17 protein-coding genes and 1 pseudogene are annotated in these 19,447 nt (G+C 40.8%); 7 read left to right on the plus strand and 11 right to left on the minus strand.

Features of this window, described 5'->3' with window-relative positions; translation table 11 throughout:
- Positions 1-91: 91 nt before the first annotated feature.
- From A1QC_RS07940 to A1QC_RS07965, 6 genes are all read right to left on the minus strand, one after another.
- Positions 92-1,048 (minus strand): ParB/Srx family N-terminal domain-containing protein, encoded by a 957-nt coding sequence (locus A1QC_RS07940; RefSeq protein ID WP_017024610.1) that lies wholly within the window; start codon positions 1,046-1,048, stop codon positions 92-94.
- A 290-nt stretch (positions 1,049-1,338) separates the two neighbouring features.
- Positions 1,339-2,781: a sensor histidine kinase gene (locus tag A1QC_RS07945; RefSeq protein ID WP_017024611.1), complete on the minus strand. Its 1,443-nt coding sequence runs from the start codon at positions 2,779-2,781 to the stop codon at positions 1,339-1,341.
- Between the two features lie 5 nt (positions 2,782-2,786).
- Positions 2,787-3,470, minus strand: a complete 684-nt coding sequence (locus A1QC_RS07950; RefSeq protein ID WP_017024612.1) for a response regulator transcription factor — start codon at positions 3,468-3,470, stop codon at positions 2,787-2,789.
- A 191-nt stretch (positions 3,471-3,661) separates the two neighbouring features.
- Positions 3,662-4,042, minus strand: a complete 381-nt coding sequence (locus tag A1QC_RS07955) for a diacylglycerol kinase (RefSeq protein WP_017024613.1) — start codon at positions 4,040-4,042, stop codon at positions 3,662-3,664.
- A gap of 67 nt (positions 4,043-4,109) precedes the next feature.
- On the minus strand, positions 4,110-5,762 hold the full coding sequence (locus tag A1QC_RS07960) for a phosphoethanolamine transferase (RefSeq protein WP_017024614.1): 1,653 nt from the start codon (positions 5,760-5,762) through the stop codon (positions 4,110-4,112).
- A 135-nt stretch (positions 5,763-5,897) separates the two neighbouring features.
- The gene (locus A1QC_RS07965; protein WP_017024615.1) at positions 5,898-6,944 is read right to left on the minus strand and encodes a glycosyltransferase family 9 protein; all 1,047 of its coding nucleotides are present in this window, start codon (positions 6,942-6,944) and stop codon (positions 5,898-5,900) included.
- Positions 6,945-7,151: 207 nt separating this feature from the next.
- Here A1QC_RS07965 and A1QC_RS07970 point away from each other — a divergent pair, with 207 nt between their 5' ends.
- On the plus strand, positions 7,152-7,940 hold the full coding sequence (locus A1QC_RS07970; protein ID WP_017024616.1) for a ferredoxin--NADP reductase: 789 nt from the start codon (positions 7,152-7,154) through the stop codon (positions 7,938-7,940).
- 113 nt (positions 7,941-8,053) lie between these two features.
- Here the strand turns inward: A1QC_RS07970 and A1QC_RS07975 are convergent, their stop codons facing one another.
- Complete coding sequence (locus tag A1QC_RS07975; RefSeq protein ID WP_017024617.1) at positions 8,054-9,163, minus strand: BamA/TamA family outer membrane protein; 1,110 nt, start codon at positions 9,161-9,163, stop codon at positions 8,054-8,056.
- Positions 9,164-9,657: 494 nt separating this feature from the next.
- Here A1QC_RS07975 and pstS point away from each other — a divergent pair, with 494 nt between their 5' ends.
- The 4 genes from pstS (at position 9,658) to pstB (ending at position 13,520) form a co-directional block, all read left to right on the plus strand.
- The gene (pstS, locus tag A1QC_RS07980) at positions 9,658-10,704 is read left to right on the plus strand and encodes a phosphate ABC transporter substrate-binding protein PstS (RefSeq protein ID WP_017024618.1); all 1,047 of its coding nucleotides are present in this window, start codon (positions 9,658-9,660) and stop codon (positions 10,702-10,704) included.
- A gap of 100 nt (positions 10,705-10,804) precedes the next feature.
- Positions 10,805-11,761, plus strand: a complete 957-nt coding sequence (pstC, locus tag A1QC_RS07985; protein WP_017024619.1) for a phosphate ABC transporter permease subunit PstC — start codon at positions 10,805-10,807, stop codon at positions 11,759-11,761.
- On the plus strand, positions 11,761-12,630 hold the full coding sequence (gene pstA, locus A1QC_RS07990) for a phosphate ABC transporter permease PstA (RefSeq protein ID WP_017024620.1): 870 nt from the start codon (positions 11,761-11,763) through the stop codon (positions 12,628-12,630). Before pstC ends, pstA begins: the two co-directional genes overlap by 1 nt.
- Positions 12,631-12,635: 5 nt before the next feature.
- On the plus strand, positions 12,636-13,520 hold the full coding sequence (pstB, locus tag A1QC_RS07995) for a phosphate ABC transporter ATP-binding protein PstB (RefSeq protein WP_017024621.1): 885 nt from the start codon (positions 12,636-12,638) through the stop codon (positions 13,518-13,520).
- A 131-nt stretch (positions 13,521-13,651) separates the two neighbouring features.
- On the opposite strand, the gene A1QC_RS08000 is transcribed toward pstB, so the two are convergent.
- On the minus strand, positions 13,652-14,434 hold the full coding sequence (locus A1QC_RS08000; RefSeq protein ID WP_017024622.1) for an IclR family transcriptional regulator: 783 nt from the start codon (positions 14,432-14,434) through the stop codon (positions 13,652-13,654).
- Positions 14,435-14,582: 148 nt separating this feature from the next.
- Between A1QC_RS08000 and pta the strand changes: the two genes are divergently transcribed.
- Both pta and A1QC_RS08010 read left to right on the plus strand, forming a co-directional pair.
- Complete coding sequence (pta, locus tag A1QC_RS08005; protein ID WP_017024623.1) at positions 14,583-15,605, plus strand: phosphate acetyltransferase; 1,023 nt, start codon at positions 14,583-14,585, stop codon at positions 15,603-15,605.
- Between the two features lie 60 nt (positions 15,606-15,665).
- Positions 15,666-16,424: a sulfite exporter TauE/SafE family protein gene (locus A1QC_RS08010; protein WP_017024624.1), complete on the plus strand. Its 759-nt coding sequence runs from the start codon at positions 15,666-15,668 to the stop codon at positions 16,422-16,424.
- Between the two features lie 78 nt (positions 16,425-16,502).
- Here A1QC_RS08010 and A1QC_RS15815 read toward each other — a convergent pair.
- From A1QC_RS15815 to A1QC_RS08025, 3 genes and pseudogenes are all read right to left on the minus strand, one after another.
- Positions 16,503-17,419 (minus strand): annotated as a pseudogene (locus tag A1QC_RS15815) (cache domain-containing protein).
- A gap of 14 nt (positions 17,420-17,433) precedes the next feature.
- Positions 17,434-18,774, minus strand: coding sequence for a TRAP transporter large permease (locus A1QC_RS08020; protein ID WP_017024625.1), 1,341 nt, complete (start codon positions 18,772-18,774; stop codon positions 17,434-17,436).
- A 10-nt stretch (positions 18,775-18,784) separates the two neighbouring features.
- Complete coding sequence (locus A1QC_RS08025) at positions 18,785-19,327, minus strand: TRAP transporter small permease (RefSeq protein WP_017024626.1); 543 nt, start codon at positions 19,325-19,327, stop codon at positions 18,785-18,787.
- Positions 19,328-19,447 lie beyond the last annotated feature (120 nt).

A 19,447-nucleotide genomic window follows, 5' to 3' on the forward strand; every position in this document is an offset into this window, starting at 1 on the left:
TTCACGTAAATATCATTGATATGACTGATACTTACCCCAAGTAATCCAAATAAATATCGATTCCTAAAATTGCTAAAGGCGATAACCCTCTTTACTGCATTTCGGACTGCTTAAACGCCAACATCATTTTAATCTTGTTAATTTGTTTCTTTTCTTTCTTCTGTTTGATCTTATTAAGCTGCCCCATCTGCTGTGCAGTGAGCCCAGAACCACCTATATTTTCACCTTTCAGTGAAATGATCATATTATTAATCTGCTCAAAGGCTGCGATATAACCCGTTTCGGTATCTAGTTTGTTGATAAAATCAGGGGTATTGGGGGCATCTGTCAGCATTGGAGCTAACGCTTTGGCCCAATAAAACTCAAGAAATGGCACGGTAACATCCGGTTTATCCCAACTCACTCCTTTTGCAAAATACATCATGGAACGTAAAGTATCATCTTGGAATTTATCGAGGGCTAATTGTTTTGGTAACGATTCTGGTGAAATAGGCTCTCCGTTCACACCAAATAACCAGGTATATTTATCATCCTTCATCTGCTGCCAAAAGGTCGGCATATCTTTTAAGTTACGGTAATCTTTCGTCACAATAACGCGAATAGGAAAATTCGCACCGCCCTGTGGCATCGCCCAAAAGGTTGTGAATGTGTGATGGCCATCGGTGAGATATAGTTGATCATTAGGCGCAATCACTACGGTTTTAATATCTTGTTTTTCCGTTCCTATCGCTTCTAAACATTCAAACGTCTGCGGTTGATTCGCTTTAGAATTCTGATCAAAGGACTTCACCCCTTTTTGACCGTTCGCCTCACACACATCATCAAACATTTTCTCTGGATTTTTTTGGTAATTCGCCAACTTATACCGTACTTGGTCACCACCGATTAAGGCTTGGGTTGGGTAAAGATCACTAAGTGAAACTTTCACAACATCATGGGTTTTAAGCTCGTGAATATCTGGCATTGCAGCATAAGCAGGTAAAACAAGAAAACTATAAGTGAATACAATAAATAGAAAACGAGTAAAGAAACGGAGCAAAATAAACATAAGGCCGACAGTAATTAACGTTGGTGAATTGTAGAGTATATACGTATGCTCAAGATGAACGATATTTATTACTCTGGTAACCGGTGAGTCTTCGATTGCTCTATATCCATCGTCATTTGAACGTAAACCAATAAAAAACCTAGCTCATATGAACTAGGTTTGGATGTAACCATACATCAAGGGGGTATGAAGGTTGTCATCAGTTGGATGACTGACAACAACGTGATTATCCCCTATTCATAACAAAGAAAAAGAGCATTTTTTTACCTGTGCTTTTTCCTCTTTAATTATCATTTACACTCTGTTGGGATCGGCCCAATGATGAATTCAATTCTACACGGATTAGAATAATCAATACTTAACTGATAACCATTAAGTTGACATAAATTATCCACGATCGATAAGCCAAGCCCGTATCTATCATCGGAGGTTCGAGATTGGTCTGCTTGGTACATAGGTTCTAATATATGCGCCATATCCTCTGATGAAAGCGCTTTTTCAACCTCATTATTGATTTTTAGCTGTAAATTGCCATCTTGTTGATTCAATCGCACCTTCACTAGCGAATCTGCTGGGCTATAAAATAAAGCGTTATCAAGCAAGTTAGTCAAAATAGTATGAATTGAAAAATGATCCGCCAGAATGATGTCTGTAGTTAAATCAATATCCACTCTCGATTCGATGGAATCAAATTTAAAAGCGAGTTCATTAATGACATCTTGGATCAAATCATTAATGTCTACTTCGTGTTGTTCCACTTGTATCAATGAAGAAGATGTTCTTTGTAACAACAGCAAGTTATCAACGATCTTCTTCATCCGTTGAGATATTTTCAACATGTCTTCTTTGTACGTTTCGCCAATACGTGGATCATTGGGATAACGAATATACACTTCACTTAAACTCATAATTTCGGCAATCGGAGTTTTCAGCTCATGAGCAATATCACCGGTTAAGCGCTTCTCATTTTGCAAAAAAACCTGATTGGCTTTAATAAACGCATTGAGTTCTTGTCGAATTGGTTCAATTTCTTCTACGATTTGCACAGGCTCTGCAATCGTCATTGCTTGCTTTTGATCTAAATCGATTTTTTTAATTTCTTGGTTCAAATATTTAAGTGGTTTCAACCCCTTATCAACAATTCGGATTGCAATGTATCGCATCAAAAAAATAGAAATAAAGAATGTCACCACCAATAAAGCATCAAGCAAAGTCAGCATGCGCTCTAGCGAATCGGTAGATTGATACAAAGTAAGATAAGCAGGATGTTCGTGAATGGGGGAAAGCTGTTCAGACTCTGGTAAAAAATAGGAAATGGATGCTTTGCCTATTTCCCCATTTGGTAATTTTACATCCAACAATTGAGTAGTATTAAGCGGCAACACCACTTTCAGTAAGTTAATCTCAGGATGATCGGTTAAAGATGGTGAACGTTTGATCACTTCATCTTTAAACCACAACTCATAATAATGCATGTCACCTTTGTCTTGAAACTCACCCATCATTTCGTCATCAAAGTCGAGCGTATCACCCTTTACTTTTACCAATGACTTTAAATAATTGGTTTTGTTGGTAAGAGACTTATCAAATTGCTGATCCACCCAGCTGTCTAAACTTAAGTCGATAGACAAATACACAGCAAAAATGATCACACCAAAAACAATCGATATGGAGTTCACTAAATTGCGCTTAATTGAGGTCGTGCGCTTAGCTGGAATGTTGCGCTTCATCATCCAATTTATCCTTCTACGGGTTCATCAACATAGTAGCCGAAACCACGTTTGTTTTTTATCGGTAAGGTTCCACCTTTTTCACGCGACTTTTTACGAACAGAAGAAAGATGTGACTCAATGGTGTTTTTAGATAAATAATCAAAGGTTCCCACTACGGCTTCGCTGATCATTTCAACATTCACCACTCGACCTTTAGCCGCAAACAGACATTCAATGATCTTAAACTCATTTCGAGTTAGCTCTATTTCTTGATCAAGATAAGTAAATCGTTTGGTTTCTAAGTCCAAACAGAAACCGGCCGCTTGATGGCGGTTATCAATTTTCGTCATTTGACCGCGGCGTAAGATGGCAAGGATACGAGCATGCAATTCTTCAAATGAAAATGGCTTGGTTAGATAGTCATCTGCTCCTTGCATCAACCCATCAATCTTATCTTGTGGTAGAGTTTTAGCAGATAAAATAAGCACTTTTGTTTCAAGCGCCTGCATACGAATAGTGCGAAGAATACTCATACCATCAACATTAGGCAGCATCAGATCCAAAATAATTAAATCGTATTGATTCGACAATGCCATGCTCAAGCCCATCGAGCCATCGCCCGTTTCATCAAGCGTAAAACCTAAGTTATTTAAACCAACCACAATGCCACGACGCAGCGGCTCTGAATCTTCAATGATCAATAATTTCATGTGAATGCTATCCGTATATTTAACGCTATTATTAATGAACCTAACTTGCGATGGGTACTCGTAGCGGCAAAAAAAGAAACGATAAAAAAGGCCTACCTTTCAGCAAGCCTTTAAATTATATACCCAAAATAGTTGCAATGAGACGGCAAGTAAGAAAGGTATAGATGAATGATCACTTTGGTATTTAGTCGCTATCCCCAAAGCTGAAATAACACCACACCCCACACCATTACCGACATTAATAAACTCAATGTCACAATGCCTGAGCCGATATTTTTGGCAAGCCCAGATAAATCGTGATATTCCAAACCAATGCGATCCACCACCGCTTCTATGGCGGTATTGACCATTTCAGCAAACAAAACAAACATCATAGACAAAATTAAGCACAATGATTGAACCGGTGAAACATCTAAGTAACACGCCAAAGCCGTTAGCGGAATAAACAACATCAATTCTTGTTGAAAAGCCGCTTCATTTTTAATCATCCACTTAAAGCCATTGTAGCTGTGCTTTAAAGTGAAAATAATGCGCATAAACCCGGTACGTTTTACTATGGTTTTATCATTCATGTTTTAAGTCTATCTATCTTGTTATTTACCCCTTTCATTTGGGGTATCGATTATAAAAATAAGCAAATCACGTCTTCACCTGACACGTTGAGAAAACATCCATTTGAGTTTGTTTTTCTTGCGTATCCACACCATAAAACCCAATCAAGCTATGAAAGAAGTTATCTTGCGAGTAGTGCGTTTTTTGTGCTTCTCTTTTTAGGCAGTCGACGTCAATGTGTTTTTGAGTCGCATACTGCTGAGGAACCCACATCATCCAAGGAACCATTTTTTGCTCTTTTGGTGCAAGTGCATAAGGGGTGCCATGCAAATACATGCCGTTTTCACCCAAGGATTCACCATGATCCGACATGTACATCATCGCTACATTGTACTGCCCAGAATACTGTTGAAGCGTTTTAACTACCTGCGACAGAAAGTAGTCAGTATATACCAGTGTGTTATCGTAAACATTTGTTATTTCTTGGTCAGTACACTGTTCAATATCTTTGCTATTACACCAAGGTGCAAATTTTGCTTTTTCAGCTGGGAAGCGTTGGAAATAAGTCGGCCCATGACTACCAATACTATGTAATACAATCAATTTGTCTTTATTATTTGATTGAATGAATTTATTGGTGTGTTTTAGCATCACTTCATCAAAACACGTTTCCCCATTGCACAAGGTGGAGTCTTCTTTTGGATCAATCTTAATCAGCTTTGTTCTTTTAGCGACGCCTTTATCGCCACCGTCATTGTCCACCCATAAGGTTTCTACGCCCGATTTAGCAATAATATCTAACGCGTTATCTTGCGCATTAGCTTTCGCTTTATTGTAGTGAATGCGTTCCATATTAGAGAACATGCAAGGCACTGATAACGCTGTATAAGTCCCGCATGATGAAACATGATTAAACGACACCAAGCCCAATTTCTTCGTGTATGGCTGAGTATCACGATGATAGCCATTATCTTCAAAGTTCATTGAACGAGCGGTTTCACCCAATACGAAAATAACCAACGTTGGCTTTTTATTTTTACTTGGTGCGAGTTTGGCATCATCACCAAGGCTGACATAAGGCAATGGTTTTGTTAGGTAATTCTTTTGAATATATTGATAGGTGTTATACGCATGGCCTGGAATGATCATTTTATTCAAATATGAATTATTACGACCAACAGCAGCATAATCTTTATAAGAAGTTACTGCGATTAAAGACACGCTCACCAAGGCTAATAAAACTAAAATAATACGTGATGAGATTTCTTTCCATAATGTCTCTCTAAATTCGACTTTAACCCAACAGATTAATAATGATGGCGAAATACCAAATACTAAAATATACAAAAATGAGCGTAGATTTAAGTAAAAGGAAATCTCTGACGTGTTTGTACCGACCACGTTTTCGATCATCGAAACATCAAATAATATGTGATAAGTCAATTCGGCATACAAAGCAACCGCTGAAGATAGCGTGAGAATCACCATAAATGGCTTCATTAAATATGGTACAGCAAGTAACGTAAACACCACGATAAATGCGCAGAATAAAACTAATGGTGCCGTATACGGAAACCATACATCGGGAATATCGGAACTTAACGAAAATATCTTACTCACAATCGGATAATTCAGTACAAAGCCGTAATATAAAGAAAGTAAAACAATAAATGTGGTTACTTTGATTGTTGGTCGACACGATGAATGATCACCGAGTAAACCTGAAAAGAATTTGGTCATTTTTTATACCTGTAAACAGAATGCGGCTATGTTATGCACTGAAGTTGAAGATTTGCTGAAGATGAACTGAAACTTAGAGCAAGCCAAAGCTTGGCAAGATCTAAGCTCCTAATCTTATTGATTTGCTGTGAATGTTTAAAAGCAGTGCTGGAAATATCTCGGCGCATCAAACTCATCAATACCTTGAATATTGATAGAGGTTCGCCCCACCACACCATAAATATTTGGATCGGTGCGATTAAATAAACCAATGCAATTTGCCCCTGCCGCATCGGCTAAATGCAAAGGGCCTGTGTCGCAAGAAAGGAAAGCATCTGTATGCTTTAAAAAGCTCGCTAAGTGGCGCATATTTTTACTTTGAAATATTTTAGCTTCCGTAAGTAAAGGTTCCGTTATATCTGGGCTTAAAATTTCGACCCATTGCACTGGTTGTTGTGATTTTTGTTCAAACTTAAATAAAATTTCTTTCCATTCCGCATCCGAAAGTTTTTTGTTTCCTCTTGCGCCTCGAAAGTAAGCCACACATAAACGATCGCCGTTATACACGCTTTCTTTGGCTACACGACCTTCTTCTAACTCTTCATCGCTGAGTGCCATTTGATGACATATTGGCCAATCGGTTTTTCCCGTTAGCTTTTCAATCAGGTACAACTTGTTAAAGGCGGTATGCGTATGCTGACCTGATTGGTGGTAAGTATGAGTGAATGTGGCATCACGGCGCTGATGAAACGGCGACACTTTATTTTTAGCCGTTAACATTGAAGCCATTAACGTATCTTCAACTGAAGGGGTTGGGGTGAGAAGCAAATCAAAACAGGTTTCTTTCAATTTCTGAATATGGGAAACCGTTTTTATGCCTTTGGAAAATGAAAATTCTGAAAAACAAAATTCATCCACGCCCAATCCTTCAAATAACGATTGCTGCCATGGTTGAGAAAGTAAGAGTGTGATTCTTGCTTTAGGGTAAGCCGAACGTACCTGCTTAACAAATGGGATCAAAAAGAACATGTTGCCGATTCGCTTGTTATTACGAACGATAACGATGCTTTTCACTTCATCCACTGAAAGCAAATGGGATTGATTTTCCTTGTTATTATTCATCATGCGATACAACAACGGCTCTAAGTTTGCCATTTTGCGTCTGCGGTATCGATCAAAGTCACGCAGTGAATTCTTTATCATAATGATTGCCTCAAGTTAGAATCAGTATTTTTGTGGTACGTCGGTAAAATCTGTCAGTATTTTATTTTTCTAAACTGAAGATTGGCTGAAGACGAACTGAATCTTGCCGCAAGCATCATTATTTCGATGTTGAACGTTGGAGAATGTTTAGCCAAGGTGTACTCTAAATTGAAGGTTACAAATTAATACCAATGTAAGGAGAGCCGAATGAAAGAGATCCCTTTAGGTTTTGTTGCTGGCACCGTCATCAAACGCATTGATTGGGCTGAACATTTGTTTTCCCTTCATGTACACGCTCCCGCAAGTGCCTTCCCTTCCCCCCCTTTTACTGCTGGTCAATTTAGCAAGCTTGCCGTGAGAAACGAAAACGATGAATGGGTAAGGCGCGCTTACTCTATGGTGAATAAACCCTGCATTGAAGGTGATGACGCGGTATTTGAATTCTTAGTGATTGAGATCCCAGACGGAAAACTCACACCGTTACTGGGCGATTTAAAACCAGGTGATGACGTTTTGGTTGGCACACTACCCGCCGGTTTCATGACATTAGATGAAGTGCCCGACACCACCAAAGATCTATGGATGCTTTCAACTGGAACCGGTATCGGTCCTTTTATTTCCATTTTGGAAGAAGTCGAGCAATGCCAACGCTTTGATCACTTAGTTCTGGTGCATGCGGTCCGCACTCAAGAAGAACTCGTTTATAAAGACAAAATTATCGATTTAATGAAAGCTTATAAAGGCAAGCTACGCTATGTGCCTATTGTTTCACGCGAATCAGTTTCTGGTGCATTATCGGGTCGGATCCCTCAACAACTTCAAACGGGGGGCCTTGCCACTGCTGCACACGTTCCGCTCACAGAGCAAAACAGTTTCTTCTACTTGTGTGGCAACCCAAACATGGTTCACGACACGCGTGATGCTCTGCAACAGATGGGCTATAAGAAACATCTTCGCCGTGAAGCTGGGCATTTCAGCTTCGAAAATTATTGGTAAATCTTGACGTTATATGGCTTTCAATAAAAGATAAGCGCAATAAAAAAGTGCCACTCAATGAAGAGTGGCACTTCTTAATTTCAAACTATGAGTATAAGATACGGATCAATACGTTAGAACGATTCATTCACATTAAAGTAAGTCATGGATTCATTTTCACCTATCGCGAAATCTAGGCGTAAATTGACTCGATCCTTCACCCGAAAACGATAACCGACACCATAACTCATTAAAGCATCTTCACCTAAGCCATCCAATTGATCAGCCGAAGTGGCTGCGCCAATCCAAGTCACCATCCCAACTCGCCCGAACAAGGGCAAACGGTATTCTACTTGGGTATACACAACTTGGTTATCACGATAACGACCTTCAATGTAGCCACGTAAGTTATTCGCGCCACCGACTTCAGGCAAGTAATTCCAAGGTACATCACCATGAGTAAACTCCCCTTTTACCTGCCAAGCTAATACACCGGGGATCGGTTGCAGATCAATGTAATTCGATACCGTTGTGGTGTAAGTCGAAAACTCATTATCCCCTAACATATCCGAGTAATAACCGGCATCTAATTGCAGTAGCCAACCTGAATAAGGGTTCAATATGTAATCACGCGTGTCGTAAGTTAAGTTCATGGTTAACCCTAACGCTTGATTGTTTGTCAGCTCATTAGATTTAGTTACCGGTACGTCATTCATTTCAACATTACTGGCTGACACACTTTGGTAGTCAAAACCTAAACCAAACAATAAATTAGGACGTAACTTAAACGAATATTTAGGCGCGAATTGAAATGTCTTATTTAAAAAATCATGCTTATTGTCGTCATTTTGGCCGGCATCATAGCCTTTACCGTAATACACATCGGGCGCATTCAGGTACTTGGCTAATAACTCAAACCTTTGCTGACCATCATTTAAAAAAGTCGTATTGTTAAGCGTCACACCTACCGAAAGATTACTGGATACAAAGCTATTAATCGTGATGTTAGAAGGTTGATGGCTCAAATCAGCATCACTTGCAGTGTGGTATAGACCCACTGCAGACACCCCAATACCGAACTTCTTTTCAGGAGTATAAAACGGCCCTGGAAGCACTGAGAAATCAATCGCTTTAGAGCTATCATAATCACCACCAGCGCCTAAGCCATTCAAAATCCCATCGACTTTAGGCATATCGTGTTCAGGGATCTGCGGAAAGAGAGGAACAACAGCAAAGGCTGGCATAGATACCAACCCCAGAAGACCAAGTAAGTGTCGCATTATCCGCATAAAAATGAGTACCAGTGATTAAAGTCAGTATTGGAATGATGGATATATTTATCGTACTGAGTATATACCACACACAAAGCCGATGATTGTCTTACAAATACTTCCAAATAAAAAGAAAATCTTAATTCCTCTCATTATTCACCGTACCCATCAATCTCTGCCGGTAACTTAAACAAAACATACTCACCAAGATAAATGTAACAAAACACATCAAATAAAAATAAACAAAAAGTCTGAGAACACGGCTTACTAAAAATTCAGCCGCTTCCTCATCACTTCACAAAGCATGGGGAAATAACAATAAATAAAGCAAAAACAATCATTAAGTTACTCACTTCATATATGAAACTTATGATTCCATATTTAAACCCCCTCTGTAACAAAACTGAAATCTATTGCAGTTAACTTACCCGTATTGAAATATTTACTTACAAATTGGGATATTAAAAATGAAGAAATACGCTTTGATTTTAGCTTCGTTAACCGTGGTATCCGCTTCAACAATGGCGGCAACGACCATTAACGGTGCGGGTGCAACCTTTCCGTATCCGGTTTATGCCGAGTGGGCAAAAGCTTATAACCAAGAAACTGGAGTACAACTGAACTATCAAGCGATTGGTTCCGGCGGTGGCATTAAGCAAATAGAAGCAAAAACCGTAGATTTCGGCGCATCGGACGCCCCTTTAAGTAAAGATGAATTAGATAAAAATGGCTTGGTGCAATTTCCTGCGGTGATGGGATCGATTGTTCCGGTTATTCATGTCAAAGGCATCAAAGCGGGTGAACTCAAACTCTCTGGTGAGGCATTAGCGGATATCTACTTAGGCAAAGTGAAATACTGGGATGATGCTGAACTAAAATCGTTGAATTCAGACCTGACACTGCCTCATCAAATGATCGTGGCAGTACACCGCTCAGATGGCTCTGGCACCACTTATAACTACACCGATTACTTGCAACGCGTAAGCAAAACGTGGGCTGATCAAGTCGGCATGGGTAAAGAAATCGCTTGGCCAAAAGCGGCAACCAACTTGGGTGGTAAAGGTAATGCAGGCGTGGCGAACTTAGTCAAACGTACACCGGGCGCCATTGGTTATGTGGAATACGCTTACGCTGAACAAAACCAATTGGTTTACACCCAAATGCAAAATAAAGATGGCCATTTCATTAAGCCTGATTTAGCCGCATTCCAAGCTGCAGCAGCCAGTGCCGATTGGAAAAATGCACCAGGCTTCAAGTTAATGCTCAATGATCAACCCGGTGCACTATCTTGGCCACTGACAGCAGCAACCTTTATCTTAATGCATAAAGAACAAGCCAACTCTGACAACGCCAAGCAAGTATTGAAGTTCTTCCAATGGGGCTATCAACATGGCGATATGGCGGCCAAGTTAGGCTACGTACCAATGCCAAGCAATGTAGTTGATATGGTCGAAACCATGTGGTCACAAGACATTCAAGCGAGCGATGGTTCAGCGATTTTCACTAAAAAATAAATCATGGCCTTATCAATAAGGATGGTGTCGTTGCATCATCCTTACTTAACCTAAGTTACCTGTATTCATCCTATTTGTTCATTAAGATCAGGACACTACTTTGAGCGTTTCACACTTAGAAACTTCCTTAGCACCAAAATTCTTTACTCATAATCGAGTTGAGCGTTTATTTAAAAATGCCAGCTATACCAGTGCCTTGTTGATCATGCTGATTATGATCGCCCTCTTTGCATCTTTAGTTGGCGGTGCATGGCCAGCTATTTCTAAATTTGGTTTTGGCTTTATAACCAATACCGACTGGGATCCAGTTCAATCTTTGTTTGGTGCCGCCAATGCCTTATACGGCACTATGGTTTCCGCCATCATTGCCGTATTACTTGCCACCCCTGTCGGCATTGCCATTGCGATTTCGTTATCAGAACTTGTGCCTAAGTGGATTGCCAAACCGATTAGCATGGCGATTGAATTACTGGCCGCCGTACCAAGCATCATTTATGGCATGTGGGGCTTATTTGTCTTCGCTCCTTGGTTCTCAGAAAACATTCAAACTTGGATGCTCGATAACCTCAGCCCATTACCTGTTATTGGCGTGTTATTTGATGGCCCACCGATTGGTTTGGGCCTGCTTACCTCAGGCATCATCTTAGCCATTATGATTCTGCCAATCTTCACGTCACTCATTAAAGACGCACTTTCAACCGTGCCTAATGTATTGCGTGAATCGTCTTACGGTATTGGCGCGCATTCTTATGAAGTGATTTTAAAAGTGTTACTGCCTTCGATTAAAAGCTCAATTTTAGGCGCTTTTATTCTGGCGCTTGGTCGAGCACTGGGCGAAACCATGGCGATCACCTTTGTGATTGGTGGCTCTCAAGACATTAATGCGTCGCTATTTATGCCTGCGACGTCCATTTCAGCCACCATCGCCGAACAATTCAACGAAGCCACCGATCCAACCCACATTGCTTCGTTGTTAGAGCTCGGTTTGGTGCTCTTTGTGATCACCTTTATGGTTATGGGTTATGCCCGAATTCAGCTTAGAAAAGGCAACAAATAATGACTCGTTCTCAATGGCGTACAGCCAAAAGTAAAGCTTTTCGCGCTTTGTGCTACAGCGCAACCGGGCTAGGTTTAGTGATTTTGAGCGTCATCGTATACAGCTTACTGAGCAAAGGATTACATGGCTTACATCTCACCACTTTTACTGAATCCATGCCAAGCCCGGGCGGGGAAGGTGGCCTTGCCAATGCCATCGTAGGCAGTTTGATGATCAGTGGTATTGGCATCCTGATCGCGATCCCCATTGGCTTGTTAGCGGGAACCTGGCTTTCTGAATACGGCAAGCACTCAAAACTGGCCGATACTATCCGCTTTTTAAATGGCATGTTAATGAGCGCCCCCTCGATTCTGATTGGCTTATTTGTATACCAAATTTGCGTGAAACCAATGGGCAGCTTTTCTGGTTGGGCAGGCTCAATTGCCCTTGCCATGATCGCCCTACCCATGATCATTTCCACCACTGAAGAAATGCTCAAGTTGGTGCCAAAGAGCATTCGTGAAGCCGGTGCAGGGCTTGGCATGCCTAAATGGCGCGTCACATTATCCCTCAGCTATCGCAGCGTAGGGGCTGGCATCTTAACGGGTGTGCTGTTGTCGTTCGCCCGCATCTCTGGTGAAACTGCGCCACTGCTGTTTACCGCGCTTAATAACACCTTTATGTCGCTGGATATGAATGGCCCAATGGCAAACTTGCCTGTCACTATTTATCGCCTTGCCATGAGCCCTTATGACTCGTGGAACGATTTAGCTTGGACCGGTGCGTTGATCATTACGGTCGCCATTTTAATGTTAAATATTACTTCCCGAGTGCTGCCTGCCATGTTGGCGAAACGTTCGCACATTAAAAGCTTGCAGAAGAGAGGATAAACCTGATGAAAGCCATTAAATCAAATCCGACGATCACCACAAACGGTCCATCAATTGTGATTAACCACCCTGCCATGAATAAAGACATGAAGACTGAAAATACTATGACCTCACCTATTGATGTAAATACGCTCGCAAAACGCATGCACGTTCAAGGATTGAATTTCTTTTATGGCAAAGGCAAGCAGGCATTATTTGATATCAATCTGCCCATCTATGACAACCATGTCACTGCGATCATTGGGGCTTCTGGCTGTGGAAAATCGACTTTACTTCGCACCATGAACCGCATTTATAACCTGTATGATGAGCATTTCGCAGAAGGCTGCATTGATCTTGATGGCGATAATATTCTATCTAATGATGTCGATTTATACGGACTTCGCAGCAAAGTGGGTATGATCTTCCAAAAACCTACGCCATTTCCAATGTCGATTTACGAAAATATTGCCTTTGGAATTCGTTTAAATGAAAAACTGTCTAGGGCCGAAATGGACGAACGTGTGCAAGATGCTTTGGAACATGCTCGACTGTGGAAAGAAGTGAAAGACAAATTGCATGCCGATGCGATGGGGCTGTCTGGCGGTCAACAGCAACGTTTATGTATTGCACGCACCATTGCGCTAAAACCAGAAGTCATTTTAATGGACGAACCTACTTCTGCGCTTGATCCTATCGCCACTCAAGGGATAGAAAAACTGATCAGCAAACTCAGAAAAACCTTCACTATTGTGATCGTGACCCACAACATGCAGCAAGCCAAACGCATTTCAGATTTCACTGCGTTTATGCACATGGGAGAATTGGTCGAATTTGACCAAACAGAGCAACTCTTTCATCGCCCGGCTCAAACCATGACCGCAGAATATATCGGTGGTGAGTTCGGTTAAGTTGAATTTTCTCAACACCATCATAAATAGTGGTTATTTGCTCACCCAAACAATACCGAGCAAATTACCTTCAAAGACAAAAATGGCGACGAGTGTTAAGACGCGTCGCCATTTTTAAATTTTATTTCAAGTTATTTATCCCAACATTCTTCTTCTATTTGAGCTAACGCTTTTGCAGCCTTCAATAAAGCCGGTAAGAATTTTAATGCTTCATCTGGCTTGACTCGGATCACTGGGGCTTGAATCGCTAGACCCAAGTTGGAATGACCTACCGATGACGGCACTAAGACTGCAATACAGACTAAACCCGGTAAATACTCTTCATTATCGATGGCGTAGCCTTGAATTTTCGCGCTTTCAATATCTTTTTCTAAAGACGGATAATCAGTAATGGTGTTAGTAGTGTATTGCTGTAACTCGGCATTGCCGATTAAACGACGTCGTTGGGATTGCGACATATGGGCCAAAAATAACTTACCCGATGCTGAACAGTGAACCGGCACTCTTGAACCGGGGTGTAAATAAAAACGTAATGGTGCATCCGTTTCAACACGGTCTAGGTAGATAATTTCACCACCAGAGAGTGCCGTCAGATTACAGTTTTCACCGACTTCTTCTCGAAGATTTTGTAAAATCGCATGCCTTGCACTGTGCATGGTGCTATTAAGAAGAAGATTTTCGGCCAGCTTTCTCAGCCTAACCCCTGAGCTGTAATGTTTATCATCACCATCTTTTTGAATAATGCCTGCCGATTCCAATTGTTGCAGCATTCGATGCAAAGTCGGCTTTGGAAAGCCTGTTTCCTCAACCAGACCTTGCAAAGAAATAAACTCATCCTTCTGAGCAATTACTTCCAATAAAGAAAACAATCTTAACGTAGGGGTTTCTTTTTGTTGTTCTAAAGTCTCATCCATATCGTTTTCTCTTTCTGTCTCTTTTACTGGAAATTGTATCTCTGTATCAAAATAATTTCCATTTATTGAATATAAATTGATCTTTCCATGTTAACAACATAACATAAATTTAATTTATGGAACTATTTATTCCGAAAATGGAGTTTAAATGAAGATTCTGGATAACATCATTCAAAAAGCCCAAAGGCAAAATAAAACCATTGTATTAAGTGAATCTCAAGATATTCGTATCTTAAAAGCGGCATCGACAATTACGAAACGAAAAATTGCCAATATTGTGTTAATTGGCGATGAATCCCTCATTCTAGATACTGCAAAGCAACATCAGATTGAATTGAATGACACAAAAATCGTTGATCCAGCCACATCACCTTTAACAGAAGCACTGGTTCAACAGCTTTTTGCTTTAAGACAACATAAGGGGCTCACTTATCAACAAGCGACTGAGCAAGCCGCTAATCCACTGTGCTTTGCCAACTTAATGGTGCATGTTGGATTAGCCGATGGCACGGTCAATGGCGCTGTTTATACCACTGCTGACGTTGTTAGAAATGCCATTCAAATCGTCGGCATGGATGAGAATAGCGATCTTGTATCTAGTTTTTTTCTTATGATGTTATGTAAACCCTTTCACAATTTACAAGGCGGCTTAATTTTCAGTGATTGTGGCCTTGTCGTCGACCCTAACGCAGCTCAATTAGCATCGATCGCTATCGCCGCAGCCAATAGTGCTCAATGCTTATTGGAAGTGGAACCCAAAGTGGCCATGTTGTCTTTTTCAACCAATGGCAGTGCCAAACATGCTTCGGTTGATAAAGTGATTGAAGCCGCCAAGCAGGTACAACAACAATGCCCGAACCTTGCTATCGACCAAGATGTTCAACTGGATACCGCCTTGGTCTCTGAAATTGCAGAACGAAAACTGCCAACATCCAAAGTGAAAGGACGTTCCAATGTACTCATTTTTCCCAATTTAGAAGCCGGTAACATTGGCTATAAATTAGCTGAACGCTTAGCTAGCGCCGTGGCAATTGGTCCTTTATTACAAGGACTCAAAAAACCGGCCAATGATCTCTCCCGCGGATGCAACGTTGAAGACATTATTAACGTTGTTGCGGTCACGGCTGTACAAAGCACCCATGACCATAGCACGACAGATATATCCAAGTAATTTTGAGTATATCCAGGATATGAAAACAAATCATAAACTCAGCCAATAATCAGGATAATTATGGATATCATCGACTTAGTTTTTTCTTTGCTCGCTATCTGTTTAGGCGCTTACTTTCAAACGATCACAGGGTTCGGGCTTGGTATTATTGTGATTGGCCTGTGCACCTTGCTTCATTTGGCACCCATTTCGATCATGGCCGCTGTCGTCAGCATCATTACTTTACCTAACTGTGTTAGCGCACTGATCGGTAAAAAAATCGACATCAATAAATCCATATTTATCGCCATTGTTGTTGGCATTCTCCCTGGAACATTATTTGGGCTTTATCTTTTAAATACCTTGTCAGGTTCTGCGACCAACCTATTAAGTGGCGCGCTGGGAGTTATGATTTTACTTTCTAGCTTAACCTTTATTTTCCAGCCGAAATTGAAAGAACAGCCATCAAATTCAGCTTCTTTTATCGGTGCAGGCTTTGCTTCTGGTTTCTCTGGTGGGTTATTTGGCATGGCAGGCCCACCGGTTGTCTACCATTTGTATAAACAACCTATTGCGATTGAAGCGATTCGAACCATTTTGTTATTAGTCTTTACCTGCACGGCTTCATCACGAACCGTGATTGTGTACTTGCAAGGTGGGTTAACTCAAAATATTGTTATTTTATCGCTCATTGCTGTGCCGTTGGTTTATGTTGTCACCACTTTGGCACGTAAATATCCACCACCATTAAAGAACACCACGTTACGAAAAATTGTTTTCATTACGCTGATCTTAATCTCTATTCAATTGATTCTTAAGTTTGTTTTGTATTACTTCTAAACAGTAAGAGGAATAGAACATAGGTTTTGCGATGTTTAAATACCATTAAATCATTGATTTAAACATCGCATTGGAACACTAAAACGAACTCACTTGTCGAGTGTAATACCCAACTGCGATCACTTTATTATCCAGCACTCGGTAGAAGGTCGACTTGGTTTCCACTTTCCCTGATGTCGGATTAACCCAACGATAACGATACTCACCTTTGCCGTTTTCTTTTGCTTGCTGCAGTATGTTTATCAACGTTGGTTTGTCATCTGGGCCTAACACCTCTGAACCCAATTTCCCAACCAATTCAGCCGAAGCACCATGCGCTAAAAATTTACCCGTATTGATATCTAGCACAAACACATACAAGTCACCTTTTACAAATGGCCCTTTAGGATCATTAAAGACTTTTATGGTTGCCTCTTCATTGGTTAACATTGCTTGCATCGCTTTATCAAGTAACGCTTTCGCTTCAACTTGGGTAGAACGTATTGGGTTATAGCCAACGGCTAAGATGATATTTTCAACACGCGTATAAAAAGTACGTTGGGATCCCCGCTTCTATCGACCGGGTTGTTCCAAAAATATTCAATCATATCGACTTTATCGTTCGCCGCAGTATCGATCATTTGTTGAAAGAAAGGCTTTCCTTGGGTATCGACGGTGTTACTCACATTTGAACCGACTAAGCTCACAGAAGAGCCGCCACTGGCAAGAAATATCCCTTTGGTATTCAGTGCAAAGACATACAATTCATTATCAATAAATTGATCATCTTTTGAAAAGTCTTCAACCGCACTTAGTCCATTGTCCTGAACATAGCTCACCGCTTTGGTTAATAACGCTTTTGCCCTCATTTCGTCTTGGCTTGCAATATGTGGCCTGTCGATATTCAACACATTGTTAGCATCAATACTCTTCGTTTCAGCCAATGCCGTATGGCTGCCCCCCCAAAAGAGCAGGGCGGCACAAAGCATAGTGATTATTTTTCGTTGTTTTTCCATCATTTAATTCCTCATTAATAACCCAGTAGCGAAGGTAGCCAAAGGGTGATTTGTGGAAAGAAAGCGATCAGGAACACGCCAATGATCGATGCCAATACAAACGGATGTATTTTAGCGGTGATCTGTTCCACCGTGGAACCACCAATACCAGATGCCACAAATATATTTTCACCTAATGGCGGGGTGGCAAAGCCTATCGACAACACACAAACAATCACAATACCCACATGAGTCGGATCCGCGCCTAGCATGTACATGATAGGTAAAAGCACCGGTACAATAATCATGATTGCGGCTAACGTTTCCATAAACATGCCAATGAACAACAATAACCCTATGGTTAATGCCCAAACCAAGTACATGTTGTCGGTAAAGCTTAATAATGATTCTGCAACAACCACTGGGATTTTTTGCTCAATCAATAAGCGACCGAAAACCGTGGCAGCAAACAAAATTAGCAATACGCGTCCAGTGATCCACGTTGTTGTGGTTAGCGATTTCATAATGCTTTTAAAGACAAGTTCTCTATGAATAAACAAACCCACAAATAAAGAATAAAAGATTGCCACTACGGCGGATTCTGTTGGCGTGAATACCCCAGTATAAATCCCACCTAAAATCAAAAGTGGTGCGAGTAATGACCAAATTCCTTTACGCAGTGCTTGCCTAATTTCAGAATATGACCATGTCTCGGTTAAGCCTTTGTACCCTTTTCTTTTCGCAATAATATAGTTCGTCGTAATTAACGTCATTGCCATCAATAAGCCTGGAATCACGCCAGCAATAAACAACTTAGGAATAGAAACAGAGGCAAAAATACCATGTAGAGCAATCGCTTCTGGTGGCGGCCTAAGCCCCATAGCAGAAATACCAAAAATAACGATAGGGATTGAAGGCGGAATAATAATGCCTAACCCCCCTGATGCTGCAGTGACCGCCGACGCATAACTTTTATCGTAATTACGTTTCACCATTGCCGGGATCATTAACATCCCAACGGCTGCAGTAGTCGCAGGCCCAGAGCCAGAAATCGCACCAAAGAACAAACAAGCCACAACCGTTGCCGCGCCCAACCCACCCGTTACGGGGCCAGCTAAGCTTTCTGCAATATCGACTAATCGTTTAGAAATCCCTGCTGCTTCCATTAAAGCCCCCGCCAAAACAAAAGCAGGAAGCGCCATTAAAGGAAAGTTACCTACCGAAGTAAACGCAATCTGAACAAGGGCAATCGGGTTTTTATCCAAAATCATGTACGCTGCCATGGATGCGCCGGCCAAAGAAACCGTAATAGGCGCACCTAAAATCAACATGATCAAAAAACCACCAAAAAGTATAAGTGTTAGATATTCATCCATTATATTATCTCTACTCCATTGATTTCTTAGCTGTTGCTTTTTTTAACTCTGCGGTTTCAATATCTTCAGTTTCTATGCCTTTAAATAACCGTTCGTAGTTATTCCATAAGATACGAATTATCATTAATGAAAAAGCGATAGGTAAAATAAAGTAGAAATACTTCATTGGAATGCCTGTTGTTTGAGACTTCCAAAACAGGTTCATTTTATTAAAAACAAAGTCGTAGCTTAAGTAGACGAAGTAACCATTAAATAAAATCCACAAGCCATCTGCGATGGTCTCGCAAACTTTCTTCACTATGGGTGGGAAAAAATTAAAGTGAAAACTGACTCGGTTGTGCGCTGAATATTTAGCGGCCACTACCGCGCCAAGGTAAGCAAACCAAATAAACATATAAGTGGCAATTTCATCGCCCCAAGGGATGGAGTAACTGAAAAATTGACGTGAAAGAATCTGCGTAAAAAGAAGCATGACAAAACTAGCTAGCAATAAACAACATGTATATTCTTCAATATTGTTTAAATGCTTCTTTATTGATGTTACGACTGGCATACAGCCTCCTGCTTTACCATCACAATGAACGCCATTTACGTGACACGAACATCTGTGCTATGGATCAAAGTACCGTTTCAATCGTAATTTTCTGTCTAGATATACATCATTAAACTGTCA

The organism is Vibrio rumoiensis 1S-45, assembly GCF_000286955.2.
GTDB lineage: Bacteria > Pseudomonadota > Gammaproteobacteria > Enterobacterales > Vibrionaceae > Vibrio > Vibrio rumoiensis_A.